Origin of the sequence: Arthrobacter sp. UM1 (genome assembly GCF_020483305.1) — a bacterium.
Taxonomy (GTDB): Bacteria; Actinomycetota; Actinomycetes; order Actinomycetales; family Micrococcaceae; genus Falsarthrobacter.
In genome coordinates this window covers 36,133-52,941 of the sequence record NZ_JACWAB010000008.1, presented here as the reverse complement: position 1 = coordinate 52,941, position 16,809 = coordinate 36,133, and the positions used below count along the sequence as shown (strand labels likewise).

At 72.1% G+C, this 16,809-nt stretch carries 15 protein-coding genes; 11 read left to right on the top strand and 4 right to left on the bottom strand.

The genetic code is table 11. The annotated features are described in order from the left end of the window. Positions 1-124 precede the first annotated feature (124 nt). From H9I38_RS09400 to H9I38_RS09380, 5 genes are all read left to right on the top strand, one after another. On the top strand, positions 125-763 hold the full coding sequence (locus tag H9I38_RS09400) for a hypothetical protein (protein WP_226338566.1): 639 nt from the start codon (positions 125-127) through the stop codon (positions 761-763). Continuing rightward, the gene (locus tag H9I38_RS09395) at positions 760-1,296 is read left to right on the top strand and encodes a type II secretion system F family protein (RefSeq protein WP_226338565.1); all 537 of its coding nucleotides are present in this window, start codon (positions 760-762) and stop codon (positions 1,294-1,296) included. The genes H9I38_RS09400 and H9I38_RS09395 overlap by 4 nt, the downstream gene beginning before the upstream one ends. A gap of 210 nt (positions 1,297-1,506) precedes the next feature. Next, entirely contained in the window at positions 1,507-1,671 is a 165-nt protein-coding gene (locus tag H9I38_RS11000; protein WP_226338564.1) for a DUF4244 domain-containing protein, read from the top strand. Between the two features lie 44 nt (positions 1,672-1,715). Further along, positions 1,716-2,093, top strand: coding sequence for a TadE family protein (locus H9I38_RS09385; RefSeq protein ID WP_319002225.1), 378 nt, complete (start codon positions 1,716-1,718; stop codon positions 2,091-2,093). Then, a complete protein-coding gene (locus H9I38_RS09380; protein ID WP_226338562.1) occupies positions 2,090-2,479 on the top strand; it encodes an Rv3654c family TadE-like protein in 390 nt (129 codons plus the stop codon). Before H9I38_RS09385 ends, H9I38_RS09380 begins: the two co-directional genes overlap by 4 nt. Here H9I38_RS09380 and H9I38_RS09375 read toward each other — a convergent pair. Together H9I38_RS09375 and H9I38_RS09370 are read right to left on the bottom strand one after the other, a co-directional pair. Then, entirely contained in the window at positions 2,412-4,790 is a 2,379-nt protein-coding gene (locus H9I38_RS09375) for a DEAD/DEAH box helicase (RefSeq protein ID WP_226338561.1), read from the bottom strand. The genes H9I38_RS09380 and H9I38_RS09375 overlap by 68 nt on opposite strands. Before the next feature lie 29 nt (positions 4,791-4,819). Then, positions 4,820-5,524, bottom strand: a complete 705-nt coding sequence (locus H9I38_RS09370) for a GNAT family N-acetyltransferase (RefSeq protein ID WP_226338560.1) — start codon at positions 5,522-5,524, stop codon at positions 4,820-4,822. Positions 5,525-5,672: 148 nt separating this feature from the next. Here H9I38_RS09370 and H9I38_RS09365 point away from each other — a divergent pair, with 148 nt between their 5' ends. The 6 genes from H9I38_RS09365 to H9I38_RS09340 all read left to right on the top strand — a co-directional run bounded on the left by H9I38_RS09365 (position 5,673) and on the right by H9I38_RS09340 (position 13,917). Then, positions 5,673-6,575, top strand: a complete 903-nt coding sequence (locus H9I38_RS09365; protein ID WP_226338559.1) for a rhodanese-related sulfurtransferase — start codon at positions 5,673-5,675, stop codon at positions 6,573-6,575. Further along, entirely contained in the window at positions 6,572-8,332 is a 1,761-nt protein-coding gene (locus H9I38_RS09360) for a methyltransferase (RefSeq protein ID WP_226338558.1), read from the top strand. Before H9I38_RS09365 ends, H9I38_RS09360 begins: the two co-directional genes overlap by 4 nt. A gap of 35 nt (positions 8,333-8,367) precedes the next feature. Continuing rightward, entirely contained in the window at positions 8,368-9,051 is a 684-nt protein-coding gene (locus H9I38_RS09355) for an ArsR/SmtB family transcription factor (RefSeq protein WP_226338557.1), read from the top strand. 181 nt (positions 9,052-9,232) lie between these two features. Further along, positions 9,233-12,076 carry a type I DNA topoisomerase gene (gene topA, locus H9I38_RS09350; protein WP_226338556.1) on the top strand — a complete coding sequence of 948 codons (2,844 nt, stop codon included), beginning with the start codon at positions 9,233-9,235 and terminating at the stop codon, positions 12,074-12,076. An 8-nt stretch (positions 12,077-12,084) separates the two neighbouring features. Beyond that, on the top strand, positions 12,085-13,062 hold the full coding sequence (locus H9I38_RS09345; RefSeq protein WP_226338555.1) for a Ppx/GppA phosphatase family protein: 978 nt from the start codon (positions 12,085-12,087) through the stop codon (positions 13,060-13,062). A 57-nt stretch (positions 13,063-13,119) separates the two neighbouring features. After that, on the top strand, positions 13,120-13,917 hold the full coding sequence (locus tag H9I38_RS09340; RefSeq protein WP_226338554.1) for a sugar phosphate isomerase/epimerase family protein: 798 nt from the start codon (positions 13,120-13,122) through the stop codon (positions 13,915-13,917). Here H9I38_RS09340 and H9I38_RS09335 read toward each other — a convergent pair. Further along, on the bottom strand, positions 13,874-15,478 hold the full coding sequence (locus tag H9I38_RS09335) for an alpha/beta fold hydrolase (RefSeq protein WP_226338553.1): 1,605 nt from the start codon (positions 15,476-15,478) through the stop codon (positions 13,874-13,876). The two genes, H9I38_RS09340 and H9I38_RS09335, sit on opposite strands and share 44 nt — an antisense overlap. Next, positions 15,475-16,707, bottom strand: coding sequence for a YncE family protein (locus H9I38_RS09330; RefSeq protein WP_226338552.1), 1,233 nt, complete (start codon positions 16,705-16,707; stop codon positions 15,475-15,477). The genes H9I38_RS09335 and H9I38_RS09330 overlap by 4 nt, the downstream gene beginning before the upstream one ends. Between the last annotated feature and the right edge of the window lie 102 nt (positions 16,708-16,809).

Sequence of the window (16,809 nt, the reverse complement as noted above, 5' to 3'; positions counted from 1 at the left end):
CCACGGGGACTGGCCGAATACGGCGAGGGGCAGCCTCGAGCCGAGCCCCCTCGGCTCGTCGGGGCGAGGCGGGCGAGGAGTGCTTCGCCCGGGCCGTCGCGCAGGAGGGCGATCAGCACTGGACGTGCAGCGCGCCGCCGCGATGCACCTGCACAGCATCGCAGGACTGGTCAGCGCGGGCGTTCCCGTGTGGGATGCCGTGGAACGCATCGCCGGGACGGCAGAGGGCCAGAGAGATCTCGCCGATGCGGAAGGATCGGGATTCCTGGGCGTGCTCCGCTCGGCGGCGCGGGCTGAGCGGCTCGGTGCATCAGGTGCCGACTGGCTCGCGGCTCTGCCTGAGGATGCGGAAGGGAGCTCGCCCGGACGTCGGGGCTGGAGGACCGCCTCCGCAGCCGCGTCCCCGGTGGCGGGCGGAGGGAGTCTCCTTCCGGATCTCGCGCTCTGCCTGCGGCTCTCTGCGAACCACGGCATCCCCGCGGCGGAAACCCTCGGGCACCTGGCCTCGACCGTTCAAGACCGTGTGGAGGCGGAAGAGCACGTGCAGTCAGCACTCGCCGGGCCGGAGGCCACCGCGAGGCTTCTTCTGTGGCTGCCAGCCATCGGTGCTGTGTTCGGCGTTTTTCTGCTGGGGCCGTCCTGGGTGGAGGCCCTTCTCTCCGTGCCGGGGCTCCTGCTCACCGGTGCCGGGCTCGGGTTCATCCTTGCGGGCCGGGCCGCCACCAGGGCCATCCTGGCCCGGGCTCGGGAGGTGGTCGCATGACTGCCCGTCTCGTTCGCTTCATGGCCGGCGCTTCCGCAGAGCGCCTTTCCGAGGGCGCTGAGGCCCCGGCGGAGGGGATGGATCCGGGTCTCACCCTGGTGCTGCTCGGAGCCCTCCTGCGCACAGGCATGGGGCCTGCCGCTGCGCTGGACGTCCTCGCCGAGGGGCGCACCTGCTCCGCGGCGGCTCAGATGCGCTGCGCCGCGCGCGGTCTCGCGGTCGGACTGGATTGGCACGAGGCGTGGGCCCGGGCGGAGACGGACGCCGCTGCCGGTCGGTTGGCTCCTGCCGCTCGGCTCGTTCGCCAGACGCTGGGGCCCGTGGTGGAGAGCGGCGCGGCAGGGACCGCCCTCTTCGCTCACGCCGCCCGGGCTCACCGCAGCGCCTGGTCTGCGGCTGCTCGACGGCAGGCGGAGCGGGCCGGAGTCCAGCTCCTGATTCCGCTTGCCCTGTGTTTTCTTCCTGCCTTTCTGGCCCTCGGCGTGGGCGTCTTCGCTCTCGGCCTGCTCCGCGGGCTGGGGAGCGGTCCGTGAGCGCGCAGGCCGAATCCGCCGCGTGGCCAGACCAGAACCAGATGCCATCACATTCCATCCCGACTGAAGGAGAGATCCGTGTCCCAGTGTCCTTGTGCCCGCTCGACGTCGAAAGAGCTCGCCCCTGCGCCACCCGTGCCTGCGGTGCCCGGGCCGGCCGTGCCACCCGGGCCGGCCGTGCCCGGAGGGCAGAAGGCGGCCCTTGCACGGGTGCCCGGCCCCGATGACCCCGAGCTCGGCGCCACCACCGCCGAATACGCGATCCTGACCCTGGCCGCTGTGGCCTTCGCGGGGATTCTGGCCGTGGTGATCAAGTCCGGTCCCGTTCAGCAGCTGCTCCAGGGCGTCATCGAGCGCGCCCTGTCCAGCCAATGACCCGAGAGGGCCGAGCGCCGCACTCTGCCGAGGACCGCGGCTCTGTGACGGCGGAGTTCGCGCTGACCCTGCCCGCCGTCGTGCTTCTGGCCGGGCTGCTCATCGCGGTTCTCGCGGCAGGGAACAGCTCTGCCAGCGTGCAGGAGGCGGCGCGGGCCGGCGCGCGAGAGGTCGCCCGCGGTGCGTCGGAGGCGTCCGTGGCCCAGGCGGTGGAGCATGCCAGTCCCGGCAGCGAGTGGAGCAGGACTCGCACAGGAGAGTTCGAGGAGGTTCGCGTCTCCCGCCCCGCTGTGCGAGTGGGACCGTGGAGCATCGGCACGGTTCAGGCCATGGCCGCAGCTCGGGCCGAGGATCACCGGGACTCGGACGCCTCCGAGCATGAGACCCACGCGGACCTTCCAGAGAACGCAGAAGATCCGTGAGCCGGGGACCGAACGGGGAGAGCGACGCGGAGGACGGCTCAGCGTCCGTTCTCATGCTCGGGATCTCGGCCGTGCTGCTCGCGTTCGTCCTCTGGGCGGCTGCCCTCGCCCAGGCGCGGGCAGCCGCAGCTCAGTCGGCCGCGGCGGCGGACCTGGCGGCCCTCGCCGCGGCCGACGCCGCACGGGGTCTGGTCCCCGGGGAGCCCTGTGATGTGGCGGCGCGGACGGCCGAGGCCAACCGCGCCGTGCTCCGAGAGTGCTCCCTGGAAGGTGAGACGGTGACGGTCCGCGTGGCTGCGGCCAGGGGCCTGCTTCTGATCACTCCGGAGCGGAGGTCCCGCGCGGGCCCGCCTCCTCACCCGAGCCGTCCACCGGCTCTGCCTTGAGAAGACCGCGGAGGAGCCTGAGCGCTCCCGACTTGGACAGGGGGTTGTTGCGATTTCCGCACTTCGGAGACTGAACACAGGAAGGGCATCCGGTCTCGCACTCGCAGGCCTCGATGGCCTTGGCCGTCGCCTCGAGCCAGACGGCCACCGCCTCGAAGGCCCGCTCGGTGAAGCCCGCGCCGCCAGGATGGCCGTCATAGACGAAGATCGCCGGTCCACCGGTGTCCGGATGGACGGCGGTGGAGACGCCGCCGATGTCCCAGCGGTCACTCGTGGCCACGAGAGACAACAGGCCGATCGCCGCGTGCTCGGCCGCGTGGAGGGCGCCGGGGAACTGGGGCTCCTCCACGCCTGCGCCGAAGAGCAGCTGAGGCGTGAGCTCGAACCAGACGGCCTTGGTGACGAGGTCCCTTGCGTCGAGGTCCAGGGGCTCCTCGCCCAGGACCTCGCCGGAGGCCACAGCCTTGCGCTGGAAGGAGACCACGCGGGTCTGCACGAGCACCTCGCCGAAGCACACCCGGGCGCCGTTCCACTCCCGTGTCCGCTGGACGTCGCGGACCTCGATGCTCGTGACGTCCCTGGCGGTCGTGTAGAAGTCCGGGTTGGCCCGGTGCACCAGCACGTGGTGGTCCCGCTCGTTGAGCTCGTCCACCAGATAGGACTCGCCCTGATGCACGTACACCGCGCCCTCGTGGGCCTGGTAGTGAGACTGCGGGGAGTCCATGGTGCCGAGGAGCGAGCCGGTCTCCACGTCGATGATGCTGAGCGGCCCGCCGCCGTCCGAGCGGAGGCTCACCATGCCCGCCGCGGACTCCGGATGCGTCCAGAACCAGCCTGCGGGACGCCGCCGCAGGAACCCCTGGGCCACGAGCAGCTCGAGCACCTCGGCCGTGGTCTCGCCGAAGCGCTCCAGCTCATTCGGCTGCAGAGGCATCTCCGCGGCCGCGGCGCAGAGGTGCGGCCCCAGGACGTAGGGGTTCTCAGAGTCGAAGACGGTGGCCTCGACTCCCGCGCCGAAGATCGCCTCCGGATGGTGGACGAGGTAGGTGTCCAGGGGGTCGTCGGAGGCGACGAGGACGGCCAGGGACTCCTGGTTGGAGCGTCCGGAACGCCCGATCTGCTGGAAGAAAGAGGCCCGCGTTCCCGGCCATCCGGCCACGAGCACGGCGTCCAGACCGGCGATGTCGATGCCCATCTCCAGGGCAGGAGTCGAGGCGATGCCGAGCAGCTCCCCGGTGCGGAGCCGGCGCTCGAGTTCCCGGCGCTCCTCCGGCAGGTACCCGGACCGGTAGGCGGCGATGCGCAGGCTGAGCGCAGGGTCCACCTCGTCCAGGAGGCGGAACACCTCGGAGGAGATGACCTCCGCGCCCTTGCGGGACTTGATGAAGGCGATGGTCCGGGTGTGCGAGGAGATGAGGTCCGCCATGAGGTCCGAGGTCTCGGCGATGGAGGACCTCCTCACCGGGGCGCCGTTCTCCCCGGAGAACTCCGTGAGCGCGGGCTCCCACAGGACCACGTGCTTCTCGCCGCGCGGGGACGCGTCCTCGTCCACCGCCGTCGCGGTCTCCCCGATGAGCTTGCCGAAGGAGTCGGCTGGGCTGGCCGTCGTCGCGCTGGCGCCGATGAACACCGGCTCGGAGCCGTAGTGAGCGCAGATCCGCTTGAGACGGCGGATGACGTTGGCCACGTGGGAGCCGAAGACCCCGCGGTAGGTGTGCGCCTCATCGATGACCACATAGGAGAGCCGGCGGAGGAGCCTGGCCCACTGGACGTGGTTCGGCAGGATCCCGTAGTGGAGCATGTCCGGGTTGGTCAGGACGACGTTCGCGTGGTTCTTGACCCATGCGCGCTCGCTCGGCTCCGTGTCCCCGTCGAAGACGGCGGCGCGGACGCCGCGGAGGCCGAGCCCGCGGAGGGAGTCCTCCTGGTCTGCGGCCAGGGCCTTCGTGGGGGAGAGGTAGATGGCCGTCGCGCCGCGGGCGTCGAGGGAGACGGCGTCCTCTTCCTCGCCGCGGAGGACGGCGTCCAGCACGGGCACCTGGTAGGCGAGCGACTTTCCGGACGCGGTTCCCGTGGCGATGATCGTGTGCTCGCCCCGGTGGGCGGCGTCCATGGCGGCCGCCTGGTGCGTCCAGGGAGACGCCACCCCGACCCTGCCGAACGCTTCGACGACGCGCGAGTCGGCCCAGTCTGGCCACGGACTCGCCGTCGCGGAGCGCGCAGGCAGGGTCGTGAGGTGGCGAAGCTGTTCAGGATCGTCGGGGCCTCGGTCAGGTGCGAGGCCGAGCGATCCGAGAAGAGTGGTGGGCACTCTCCGATTCAAGCACTCCGCAGGGGCTCTCAGACCCCGCTGTCCTCGGGAGCGCCGTGCGCCACGGGCTTCTCCTCGGAGAGCGGGGCGGACTCGAACACCGGAACCGAGGCCACCTCGTCCCACCCGAGATGCTGGTACAGGTGCCGTCCGTCCGGAGAGGCGGCGAGGAGCCCCGTCTCCACGTCCGCGTCCAGGGCCGCGTGCGTCAGCAGGCGCATGACGTACGAGGCGAGACCGCGGCGGCGGAACGCCTCCTGCGTGCCGATCTTGTCGAAGACCGCCACCTGGTCCACCACCGCGACTGTGCCGCGGGCGGCCTCCTGGCCGTTGACGGTGACGAGGATCCGGATGACGTGCGGGTCGGGGCGGTCGAGCTCGTGCTCGATCCCGTCCCCCGGAGGCAGGGGCGGCTCCACGTCATGCTGCTGGATGTCGGTGACCATGAGCGTGTCCGGCTCCGGCCGCGGAGCGAGTCCGGCGGACTGCCCGCGGGCGAGGGTCTCGGCGAGGTCCTGGGTGATGACCGTGAGGTGGTCCACCGAGTCCATGGACGAGCTCAGCTCGCGGAGCTCGTCTGCGCTGGGGCAGACGATGAGCTTCTCGACGAGTCCGTCCCGGTCATGGCGCTCCACGAGGAAGGCTCGGCCCTGGGTCTTCGGGGAGTACCCCCGAGCATGGGCCCAACCCTCCATCCACGTGGTCACGAGCTGTTCGAGGTTCTGTGCGTCCATGAGTCGAATGTACCCCTGTTCACGGTACCCGTCCCCGGTTCCCCGGGAATTGCCAGGTCACAATCCGGTCTCGCTCGGTCCTCACGCCGGATTCCCCGAGATTCTGCCGATCGCGAGCTCACGAGACGTCCCGCGTAGAATTGTGCCCGTGGCTCTCAACCGTATCGCTTTGTATTATGCCTTCGCCCCGCTCCAGGACCCCGAGGCGGTGCGTCTCTGGCAGCGCGCCCTCTGCGAGAAGCTGGGACTGCGCGGCCGGATCCTCGTCTCCCGGCACGGCCTGAACGGCACGGTGGGCGGACCTCTGGACGCGGTGAAGCAGTACGTCAAGACGACGCGTGAGCACCCGGCCTTCCGGGACATGGACGTCAAGTACTCCGAGGGCGGCGCCGAGGACTTCCCGCGGCTCTCGGTCAAGGCCAGGGATGAGATCGTCAGCTTCGGCGCACCGGACGAGCTCCGCGTGGACGAGTCCGGGGTCGTGGGCGGCGGCACGCACCTCACCCCGCAGCAGGTGCACGAGCTCGTCGAGGAGAAGAAGGCGGACGGCAAGGACGTGGTGTTCTTCGACGGCCGCAACGCCTTCGAGGCCCAGATCGGCCGCTTCAAGGGCGCCGTCGTCCCCGATGTGAGCACCACGCATGACTTCATCGCGGAGCTCGAGTCCGGGAAGTACGACCATCTCAAGGACCAGGCCGTGGTCACCTACTGCACCGGCGGCATCCGCTGCGAGGTGCTCTCAGCCCTCATGGTGAACCGCGGGTTCAAGGACGTCTACCAGATCGAGGGCGGGATCGTCCGGTACGGCGAGGCGTTCGGGGACTCCGGGCTCTGGGAGGGCTCGCTCTACGTCTTCGACCGCCGCATGAGCATGGACTTCACCGAGGACGCCGCGGTGATCGGCCGCTGCGCCGAGTGCGAGGCTCCCACCTCGCTCCTGCGCAACTGCAGCGACCCGGGGTGTCGGACCCTCCAGCCCTTCTGCGAGAGCCACGAGGACCGGAGCGCGGCGGAGCCGTGCGAGGTCTGCCGGGAACGGCGCGCGGCATGAGCGCCTCCGCGGGAGAAGGCGCGGCCGTGACCGCTGCGTGGGACTTCTCCGGCCCGCTGGACTCCAGCCGCGCCGAGGACCTGGAGTCCCTCCGCGCCGATCTCGCCGCCGCGGACTACAGCTCGGAGGGTGTCGAGGGGATCGTCGGCGCGCCCGCCTTCGAAGCCCTCCACGCCGAGCAGCTCGCGCCCGGCCGCCTCCTCCTCGCCGACTTCTGGGCGCAGGAGGACAGGGCGGCGCAGGTCGCCGGGGCGGAGGAAGACAGCCTCGCCTCGGCGTCCGGCGCCGGAGAACGGGCAGAAGCACAGCGCAGGGCGTGCGCCGTCATGGCCGGCTGGTGGGTGTTCGCCACGCCGCAGCCGGCGGAGCGGCTCGCAGCGGCCTTCCCCAGGACGGGGCTCGAGGGGCTCGCCCGCCTCGGTTTCCTGGCCCTCGAGGACGCCGAGGCGCCAGCGGGCGCATCCCTTCGTCCCCTCGCGGACCTGCGCCCGCATGAAGGGGACGACATCGGCCTCATCTGGGTGGCCTCCGACCTCGGCAGCCACTATGCGGAGAAGGCCCTGGACTCCGAGTACGTCCTCGGCGTGGGGCAGGCGTCCCTGACGCTCGCGCGGAGCATCGTGCGGACCCCTGCGCGCTCCGCTCTGGACCTCGGCACCGGCTGCGGCATCCAGGTCTTCCACCTCCTGGCCCACTGCGATCGCGTCACCGCCACTGACCTCTCCGAGCGGGCGCTCAACTACACCGCGTTCAACCTCCTCCTCAACGCGGACCGCCTGCGGCTGAGGGAGGTCGACGGCGCGCCGCGCGTCCGCCTCCTCCGCGGCAGCCTGCTCGAGCCCGTCGAGGGAGAGGCCTTCGACCTCGTCGTCTCCAACCCGCCGTTCGTCATCACGCCCAGGAACGCCCGGACCGACTCCTCCCGCTACACGTACCGGGACGGCGGCCTGCCGGGCGACCGTCTCGTGGCCGAGCTCGTCCAGACTCTGCCCCGGGTCCTCAAACCGGGCGGAGTGGCGCAGCTGCTCGGCAACTGGGAGATCGTCGGGGACGAGCCCTGGGACTCGGCGCCCCGCGCCTGGGAGGCGTCCGCCCGCGAGACGGCCTCCGCCCTCCAGCCGTCCGGCGGCGATGCGGACGCCTGGTTCATCCAGCGCGAGGAGACCGACACCCTCCAGTACGCCCTCACGTGGCTCTCCGATGCCGTGCGCACCTGGGACGCGGGCGCGCAGGAGGCGGCGCTCGCGGAGTACCGGGACGACTTCGCCTCCCGCGGCGTGACCCGGGTGGGCTTCGGCCTCGTGCTCCTGCGCCGGCCCCGCGGCCCCGAGGACGCGTGGCGGACGGGATCGGTCTTCGAGGAGATCACCCACCCCATCGAACAGCCCGTCGGTCCCAGCCTGGCCGCGGCCCTCGAGCGCCGCGCCCAGACGGCTCGGGCCGCGGCGGCGGGGAAGGCGGGAGAGCTGTTCGCCGTCGTCGCCGAGGACGTCACGGAGGAGCGCCACCAGCGGCCGGGAGCGGAGCACCCGGGCGTCATCCTGCTCCGCCAGGGGGCCGGACTGCGGCGGACCTGCCTGCTCTCGAGCGAGCTCGCGGGGTTCGTCTCGGCGGCGGACGGGGAGCTCTCCGTCGCTCAGATCGCCGGGGCGCTCGAGGCGATCCTCGAGGAAGAGGGGCTCGCCGAGCGTCTCGTTCCGGAGGTCCTGCAGCTCGTGGACGAGGGCTTCCTCGTGCTGCCCGCCGTCGAGGGCTGAGCGGCGGGACGTGACGGTGATTACAATGTCTGACCATGACCCCTGAAGAGCAGACTCCTGGCGTCCCCTCTGGCCGGGACCGGGAGAAGGGCGCGGCAGACGACGCCGTCATCCTCTCTGACCCGAAGGCCATCCGCGCGCTTGCACACGGCGTGCGACTCCAGGTGATCGAAGAGCTCTTCGACTCCGACGACTCGTTCACGGCAACCGAGCTCGGCCGCAAGTTCGGCCTCACGCCGTCGGCGATGAGCTACCACCTCCGCTCGCTCGAGCGCTGGGGGCTCGTCCGGCGCGCCGAGGGGCACGGCGACGGCCGCGAGCGGCATTGGCGCTCGGCGGGCTCCCACCTCACCATCGACACCTCGGAGGCGAGCTCCAACCCGGCGGCGCTCGGGTTCGTGGACATGCAGATCAACCAGCTGCGAGAGCGCATGTCCAAGCACCTCAGCCGGCCGGGCGAGTCGCTGCACGGGCAGTCGCTCCAGGAGGCCCGCCGTCTGCCCGCCACGAACCAGGGCAGCGTGTGGCTGACGGCCGAGCAGAGGGCGGAGGTCGCGGACCAGATCTGGGAGCTGCTCTCCCGGTTCCGCCGCACGAACGCCGAGAGCGCGGCGGCGGACTCGCACGCCGCGGGCGGAGACGGCTCGGACATCGAGAAGATCGACTACTACCTCTCGTTCGTCCCGGACCCCGACGCCCAGGCTCCTGTGGAGGGATGAGAGCCCTCCCTGTGGAGGACTGAGGCCTCCGAGTCCGGCTTCCCCGAGAGCGCGCGGAAGGCGCGCCCCGAGCGGGAGCACGGGAGGCGGCCCCCGGGTCCGGGGCCCTCATGCGGACATGTAATCTGTCATGGTGCGGGTGGCTGACGACGGCGCCCGAGCCCCGTGATCAAGGAGAATCGTGCCCACCAAGGCTGCATCGAGCGGACGCAAGCTCGTCATCGTGGAGTCCCCTGCGAAGAGCAAGACGATCGCGGGCTACCTCGGCGAGGACTTCGACGTCACCGCGTCGGTGGGCCACATCCGGGACCTCCCGCAGCCGTCCGAGCTGCCGACGGAGCTCAAGAAGTCCCCCCTCGGCAAGTTCGCGGTGGACCTGGAGCACGACTTCGAGCCGTACTACGTGGTCAACCCGGACAAGAAGAAGACCGTCACCGAGCTCAAGCGCCTGCTCAAGGGCGCGGACGAGCTCTATCTCGCGACTGATGGGGATCGCGAGGGCGAGGCCATCGCGTGGCACCTCCTCCAGGTGCTCAAGCCCAAGGTCCCCGTCCACCGCATGACCTTCACGGAGATCACCCGCGAGGCCATCACCCGCGCCCTTCAGAACGTCCGGGAGATCGACGACGACCTCGTGGACGCCCAGGAGACCCGCCGCATCCTGGACCGCCTCTACGGCTACGAGATCTCGCCGGTCCTCTGGCGCAAGGTGGCCCGAGGCCTCTCGGCGGGACGCGTGCAGTCCGTGGCCACGCGCCTCGTCGTCGAGCGCGAGCGGGAGCGCATGGCCTTCACGGCCGCCGAGTACTGGGACCTCACCGCCGAGTTCGAGCCGGTGGACTCCTCCAAGGGTGGGGCCTTCACCGCGAAGCTCGCCACGCTCGACGGCGCGCGGGTGGCCAGCGGCCGGGACTTCGACGACCAGGGCCGGATCAAGGGCAAGGCCGTCCTGCTCGACGGCGAGGGCGCCGCTGCGCTCACCTCGGCGCTCGAGGGCGCGGACTTCCGCGTGGCCTCGGTGGAGTCCAAGCCGTACCGCCGCCGCCCGGCCGCGCCGTTCACCACCTCGACCCTCCAGCAGGAGGCGTCCCGCAAGCTCCGCTTCTCGAGCCGCACCACGATGCAGCTGGCCCAGCGCCTCTACGAGAACGGCTACATCACCTATATGCGAACGGACTCGACGGCGCTCTCCTCTCAGGCCGTCAACGCGGCCCGGGCCCAGGCCAAGGAGCTCTACGGCGAGAAGGCCGTGCCGTCCAAGCCGCGCGTCTACGCCTCGAAGTCCGCCAACGCGCAGGAGGCCCACGAGGCCATCCGCCCGGCGGGAGACTCGTTCCGGCGCCCGTCTGCGGTGGCCTCCAAGATCTCCCGGGACGAGCTGCGGCTCTACGAGCTGATCTGGAAGCGGACCGTGGCCTCCCAGATGGAGGACGCCACCGGATCCACGGCATCGCTGCGCCTCGCGGCCCAGACGCGGGAGGACTCGCCGCGCGAGGCCGTCTTCGCCGCCTCGGGCACGGTCATCACGTTCCGCGGCTTCCTCGCGGCGTACGAGGAGAGCACGGACTCCTCGTCCGAGGAGAGCCACGCCGGGGAGCGGGAGAAGGAGTCCCGCCTGCCGAACGTCAGCGAAGGGGACCGCCTCGAGGGCCGGGACCTGGACGCGGCGGAGCACGTCACGAGCCCGCCGGCCCGGTACACGGAGGCCTCGCTCGTCAAGACGCTCGAGGAGAAGGGCATCGGGCGCCCCTCCACCTACGCGGCCACCATCTCCACCATCATGGACCGCGGCTACGTGCGCACCCGAGGCTCGGCCCTGGTGCCGAGCTGGATCGCGTTCTCCGTGGTGCGGCTGCTCGAGGAGCACTTCGGCACATACGTGGACTATGACTTCACGGCGGACCTCGAGGGGGACCTGGACTCGATCGCCCGCGGCGAGACCAAGCGCAACGACTGGCTTCGGGACTTCTACTACGGCAGCTCCTCGAAGCAGGGCCTCGAGCCGGTGGTGAACAACCTCGGCGAGATCGACGCCCGCGCGGTCAACTCCATCCCCGTCTCGGACAGCGTGGTGCTCCGCGTGGGCAAGTTCGGCCCGTACCTGGAGCGCACCGTGGACACGGAGACCGGCGAGCTCCCCGAGGGGGACCCGCAGCGCGCCAACATCCCCGAGGACCTGGCCCCGGACGAGCTCACGCCGGAGAAGGCGGAGGAGCTCCTGGAGCAGGCGTCCCACGGGGACAAGGTGCTCGGCCAGGACCCGGAGACGGGCCGGGACGTCGTCGTGAAGGACGGCCGCTACGGCGCGTACGTCACCGAGGTCATCCCGGAGATGACCGAGGAGGAGCTGCAGGCCTACCTGGACGCGCAGCCCACCGAGTACTACAAGAACGGCAAGCCGAAGCCCAAGAAGAAGCCGGCCAAGGAGAAGCCCCGGACCGGCTCCCTGTTCAAGTCGATGGACATCGCCACGGTGACCCTCGAGGACGCGCTCAAGCTCATGAGCCTGCCGCGGGTGCTCGGCACGGATCCGGAGAGCGGCGAGGAGATCACCGTCCAGAACGGCCGGTTCGGCCCGTACCTCAAGAAGGGCTCGGACTCCCGCTCCATCGAGTCCGAGGAGCAGATCTTCACGATCACACTCGACGAAGCCCTGCAGATCTACTCCCAGCCGAAGCAGCGCGGGGCCCGCAAGGCGGTGCCGCCGCTCGCGGAGTTCGGGGAGGACCCGTCCTCGGGCAAGAAGATCGTGGTCAAGGAGGGCCGCTTCGGCCCGTACATCACGGACGGCGAGACCAACATCACCGTGCCGCGCAACACCACCATCGAGGAGCTGAACCGGGACCGCGCCGTGGAGCTCCTCGCGGAGAAGCGCGCCCGCGGGCCGGTCAAGCGGCCGTCCCGCTCCACCGGCGCCAAGAAGCCGGCCGCGAAGAAGACGGGCACCGCGAAGACCGCGGCGAAGAAGACGGGCACCGCGAAGCGGACCTCGTCCTCCGCCAAGAAGACCGGTACGGCAAAGTAAGGGCCCCGATGCGTCTCGGCGTTCTGGACATCGGATCCAACACGGTTCACCTCCTCCTCGTCGACGCGCATCCCGGGGCCCAGCCCGTGGCGTACGGCAGCCACAAGCGTCCGCTCAGCCTCATCCGCCACCTGGACGCGGACGGCGCCATCACGGCCGAGGGGCAGGCGGAGCTCATCGGGTTCGTCCGCGAGGCCCGCGAGTTCGCCCGGGAGCACCGGGCCGAGGACTTCCTCGCCTTCTGCACGTCCGCGATCCGTGAGTCCGCGAACGGCGCCGAGGTGCTCGCGTCCGTGGAGCGGGAGACCGGCGTCAGTCTGACGGAGCTCTCCGGGCCCCAAGAGGCCGCCGCCACGTTCCAGGCCGTGCGCAGCTGGTACGGCTGGTCCGTGGGGAAGATCCTCAACCTGGACATCGGCGGTGGCTCGTTCGAGATGGCCGTGGGGGACGACGCCCTGCCCGTGGCCGCCGAGTCGGTCCCGCTCGGCGCGAGCCGCCTCACCCGGTCCCACCTTCCCGGCGATCCGCCGCGCCCCAAGGCCGTGCGCCAGGCCCGAGAGCACGTCGCCGAGCTCGTGGAGCCCGTGGCCCGGCACTTCTCCCGTTTCGGGACGCCGGACCTCGTGGCGGGCACCTCCAAGACGTTCCGCTCGCTGGCCAGGGTGACGGGCGCGGCGCCGTCGTCGGCGGGGCTGTACGTGCGCCGTGAGCTCCGGCGCGAGGACCTGCGCCTCTGGGCGCGCCGCATCGAGGCGATGCGCATCGACGAGCGGGCCGAGCTGCCCGGCGTCTCCACGGTGAGGGCTCCTCAGCTCCTTGCGGGCGCGCTCGTGGCGCTCGGCGCGATGGACGCGTTCGGGATCGACTCGATGTCCATCTGCCCCTGGGCCCTGCGCGAGGGCATCATCCTGCGCCGGTTCGAGTCCCTCATGATCGAGTCCGAGGAGCCGTTGGCGTACGTTGGAGTCGGACACGTGCAGTTCTAGTCCCCCGCGGAGCAGCACGCCCGCACGTACCGCCCCGCACACTGAAAGGCGAGAGCAATGGCCATCCCCGTCGGCCTCAGCACCAGCAGCGTCTTCCCGAGGGGAGTCGCGGACACGTTCTCCGCGGCCAGCGACCTGGGCTACGACGGCGTCGAGGTCATGGTGACGCACCTGCCGGACTCGCGGGAGATCGCCAAGCTCGAGCTCCTCTCAGACCGGCACAGCCAGCCGATCCTTGCCGTCCACGCGCCCACGCTGTTCTGGACGCAGCACATCTGGGGCTCGGCCTGGCAGAAGATGGAGCGCAGCGTGGAGCTCGCCAAGGAGCTCGGCGCGGACTCCGTCGTGGCCCACCCGCCCTTCCGCTGGCAGCCCGGCTACGCCGCCGGGTTCCGGGACGGCGTCCGGGAGCTCGAGGAGGAGCACGGCGTCGAGATCTGCGTGGAGAACATGTACCCGTGGCGCGTGGCCGGCCGCGAGGTGGAGATGTACCTGCCGCACTGGGACCCGGTGCCCCTCGAGTACGAGCACGTCACCTGGGACTTCTCCCACGCCGCGCTCGCCCACGCGGACTCCCGGGCGGCCTTCCAGGCCCTCGGCCCGCGACTGCGCCACATCCACGTGACGGACGGCCACAACGGCGGCACCGCGGACAACCACCTCCTCCCCGGGGACGGGGACCAGCACGTCGCCGAGGCCCTGCAGCTCGCCGCCCGCACCGGGTTCAGCGGCGTGGCCGTGGTGGAGGTCGGGACGCGGAAGGCCCGCCACGCGGGTGAGCGAGAGGAGATGCTCGCCCGCTCGCTCGAGTTCACTCGCCGGCACCTGGGCCAGCTGGCCGACGGCGCCGAGTAGCCTCAGCCCGCCCGCCGCCAGTCCGCTGCGCCCGCCCGCCGGCCGCCCCGGCTTCCCAGGCGAAGGCGAGCATTCGGGCCGCCCGCTCGTCGAGGACCCTGAGCAGGGCGTCCGCGTGCGCCGTGGCCGGCTCGCGCCGCACCTCCGCCGGACCGTGCCGGGCCCAGAGCTCCGCGAAGCGCTCCGGGTGCTCCCGGTTGAGCCGCTCCTCGGCGGCGGGCAGGCACAGCCAGAGCGGCGGCAGCGCCGTCGTCGTCCCCTCCAGAACGGCCAGGGGCGAGCACTCCTCGCGAGGCGACCCTGCAAACTCCTCCTCCCACCAGCGGCCGGCGGGGTGCTCGGAGAGGTCCCGGACGTCGAGCAGGGGAGCGGTGAGGGCCAGGCCCGCCACGAGATCGGGCCGGCGCAGCGCAGCGAGGGCGGCGAGCAGCCCTCCGTGCGAGGCTCCGAGCAGCACCGGCCGGGCGTTCGGCTCGCGCTCGCGGAGGTCCTCCAGAACGCGGAGGAGGTCCTCGACGCCGCGGGGCTTCCCCGGACCGCGCCCTGCGAGCGCGAACCGCCTCCCGTACTCGCCGCCGCCGCGCACCTGCGCCGTGACCGCGATGCCGCCGCGCGCGAGCCACGGCCTCACGGTGGGCTCCGCTTCGGGCCAGTGCGGCACTCCGAATCCGCCGTAGACGGTCACGAGGGCGGGAACGGGTCCCTCCCCGCCGGGGGACGCCTCGGCCGCCGGGGCAATCGGAGCCCCGGTTCCTTCGGTCCCCGAGGGGACGACGGCGCGCGAGCGGATCCACGTCGGGCCGGGCTCGCCGGCGGAGCCGCTGCCGAGGCGGAAGCGGGCGTGCTCGTGCGCGTCCGAGGACGGGTGCGAGGAGGGAGACGAACAGGGAGCGTCGAAAGGGATCCATGCGAGGCGGCTCGGTCCCTCCGCGGAGTCGAGGGCGGCCCAGGCGCCCTGCTCGTCGAGCGAGGCGTCCGCAATGCGGGTTCCCCAGGGCCATTCGGCGAGGAGCCGGCACGAGTCCTCCTCGCAGAGCCACAGCGCCGGGCGGCCGTCGCGCCTCTTGACGGCGAGCTGCCGGACCGGCGTCGGCCGGGGGCGGTCGAGGAGTCTGCGGTCGGGGGCGGCGCGGGCCTGCTCTGCCGTGAGCGGCTGTGCGTCCCAGCGCAGGGATCCGCCCCGGACCGCGGCCCGCCAGTGGCGGCGCTCGGCGCCGGAGGCGTCGCGGACCACGGCGAGGAGGACAGGGCCGTCGTCGTGCTCAGTGCCCTTCGCGGCGACGGACACGAGCACGGACTCCTCACCCCACGGCACCGGCGCCGCACGGCCCGGACGGCCGGCCAGGAGCTCGTCCCGAGAGGCGAGGAACAGCCGGGGCGCGTCCTCGCCACCGGGGCGGAACGCGTGGGCCCACAGGGCGCCCGCGCGCACGGGTGCGGACCAGCGGGGCTGAGCGGCGGAGGCGCGGAGATCGGCGAGGAAGCCCTCGAAAGCGGAATCGGCGGGCGCGCGGCCACAGCTCGCCTCGCGGCCGCCGCCGACCGCTCCGTCCACGCTCATCGGCCGACCCCGTCCAGCAGCTCCGCCGGCGAGGGGCCGGGGAGCCAGGCGAGGTGGCCGCCGTCGTTCAGGGGGCCGGGGGTCCGCACGAGCACGTCCGGCTCGCCGCCCAGCGGATCCACGAGCAGCACCTCGCCGTGGCCGCCCCGGGTGACGGCCACCCGCTCGCCGTGCGGATCTGCGGCGACGGCGCGCCGGTCCGCGGCGTCCCATGGCTCCCGCCCGGGGCGCGGGCCGCGCTCCATCGGCTCGAGCGGACGCCGGGAGAGGACCGAGCCGTCCTCGCGGCTGACCGTGACGAGCTCGTCGCCGTCCGGGTGCAGCCGCGAGACCGCCACCGCGCTGCGGGAGAGCGCGCAGCGGAACACGAGCCCGGGTCCGATCTCGGTCTCCAGGGCGCAGCCGGTCTCGAGGTCCGCGATCCAGACGGAGTTGGTCCACTCGGCCCAGCGCTTCGGGTCGGCGGGGCCGCCGCGGAGGGTCGTCGCGAGCTGGCGCCGCCGGCCGCAGAACCGGAGAAAGAAGGCTCGCCCGGCCGAGGTCGGCAGGATGCCGCGGGGAACAGGCCGGCCGCTCTGCGCATCAGGTCCCGGCGCCCCCGCGCCCTCCGCCCCCGCGCCCTCCACGGCGAAGCTCTCCACGCCGCGCTCGGAGGCGGTGTAGAAGACCCCGGTGAGGGGATCGAGGACGTCGCCGTGGGCCATGTCCGAGACGTCCTCGCAGACCTCGCCGCGCAGCACCGGCACGTGCGGACCGGCCGCGTCCACGGCGGACCACGGGATGAACTCGATGCCGCCCGGCTCGCGGTGGCGGAGAACGAGGCCGGCGTCCAGGGCGGCAGCCCCCGGCTCGCCCGTGCGGCAGCGGACGCGCCGGGAGCGCCACCGGCCCTCGCGGAGGGTGAGCACCGTGACCTGGTCGCTGAAGGCCTCCATGTTGGCGCCCAGGCCGCTCGTGAGGACCATGCGCGTCCCGTCCGGGGAGACGGCGAGGTGCTCGGCCGGGATCGCCGCGGGCACGCGTGCGAGGGCCTCGGCCCGGGCGGGGTCGGCGATGACGACGGCGCCGGCGTCGTCGTCCGCGTACGCGAACGAGCCGTCCGCGAGGGGGAGGACGCCTGCGTGTTCCGCGAGCACGGACGCGGCGGACAGCTCGGTGAGGCGGCCGGACACGGGATCGAGGAGGTCGATCCGCCCGGCGCGCTGGTCCGCGACGACGATCTGGGACACGGTTCTGCTCCTTGGGTTGTTATTGAGAAAGATTCTCAACTAGAGTAGCAATCGTCCAGCTGCAGCGGACTTGCACGGTTCGGGCCGCCAGGCCCGGACAGG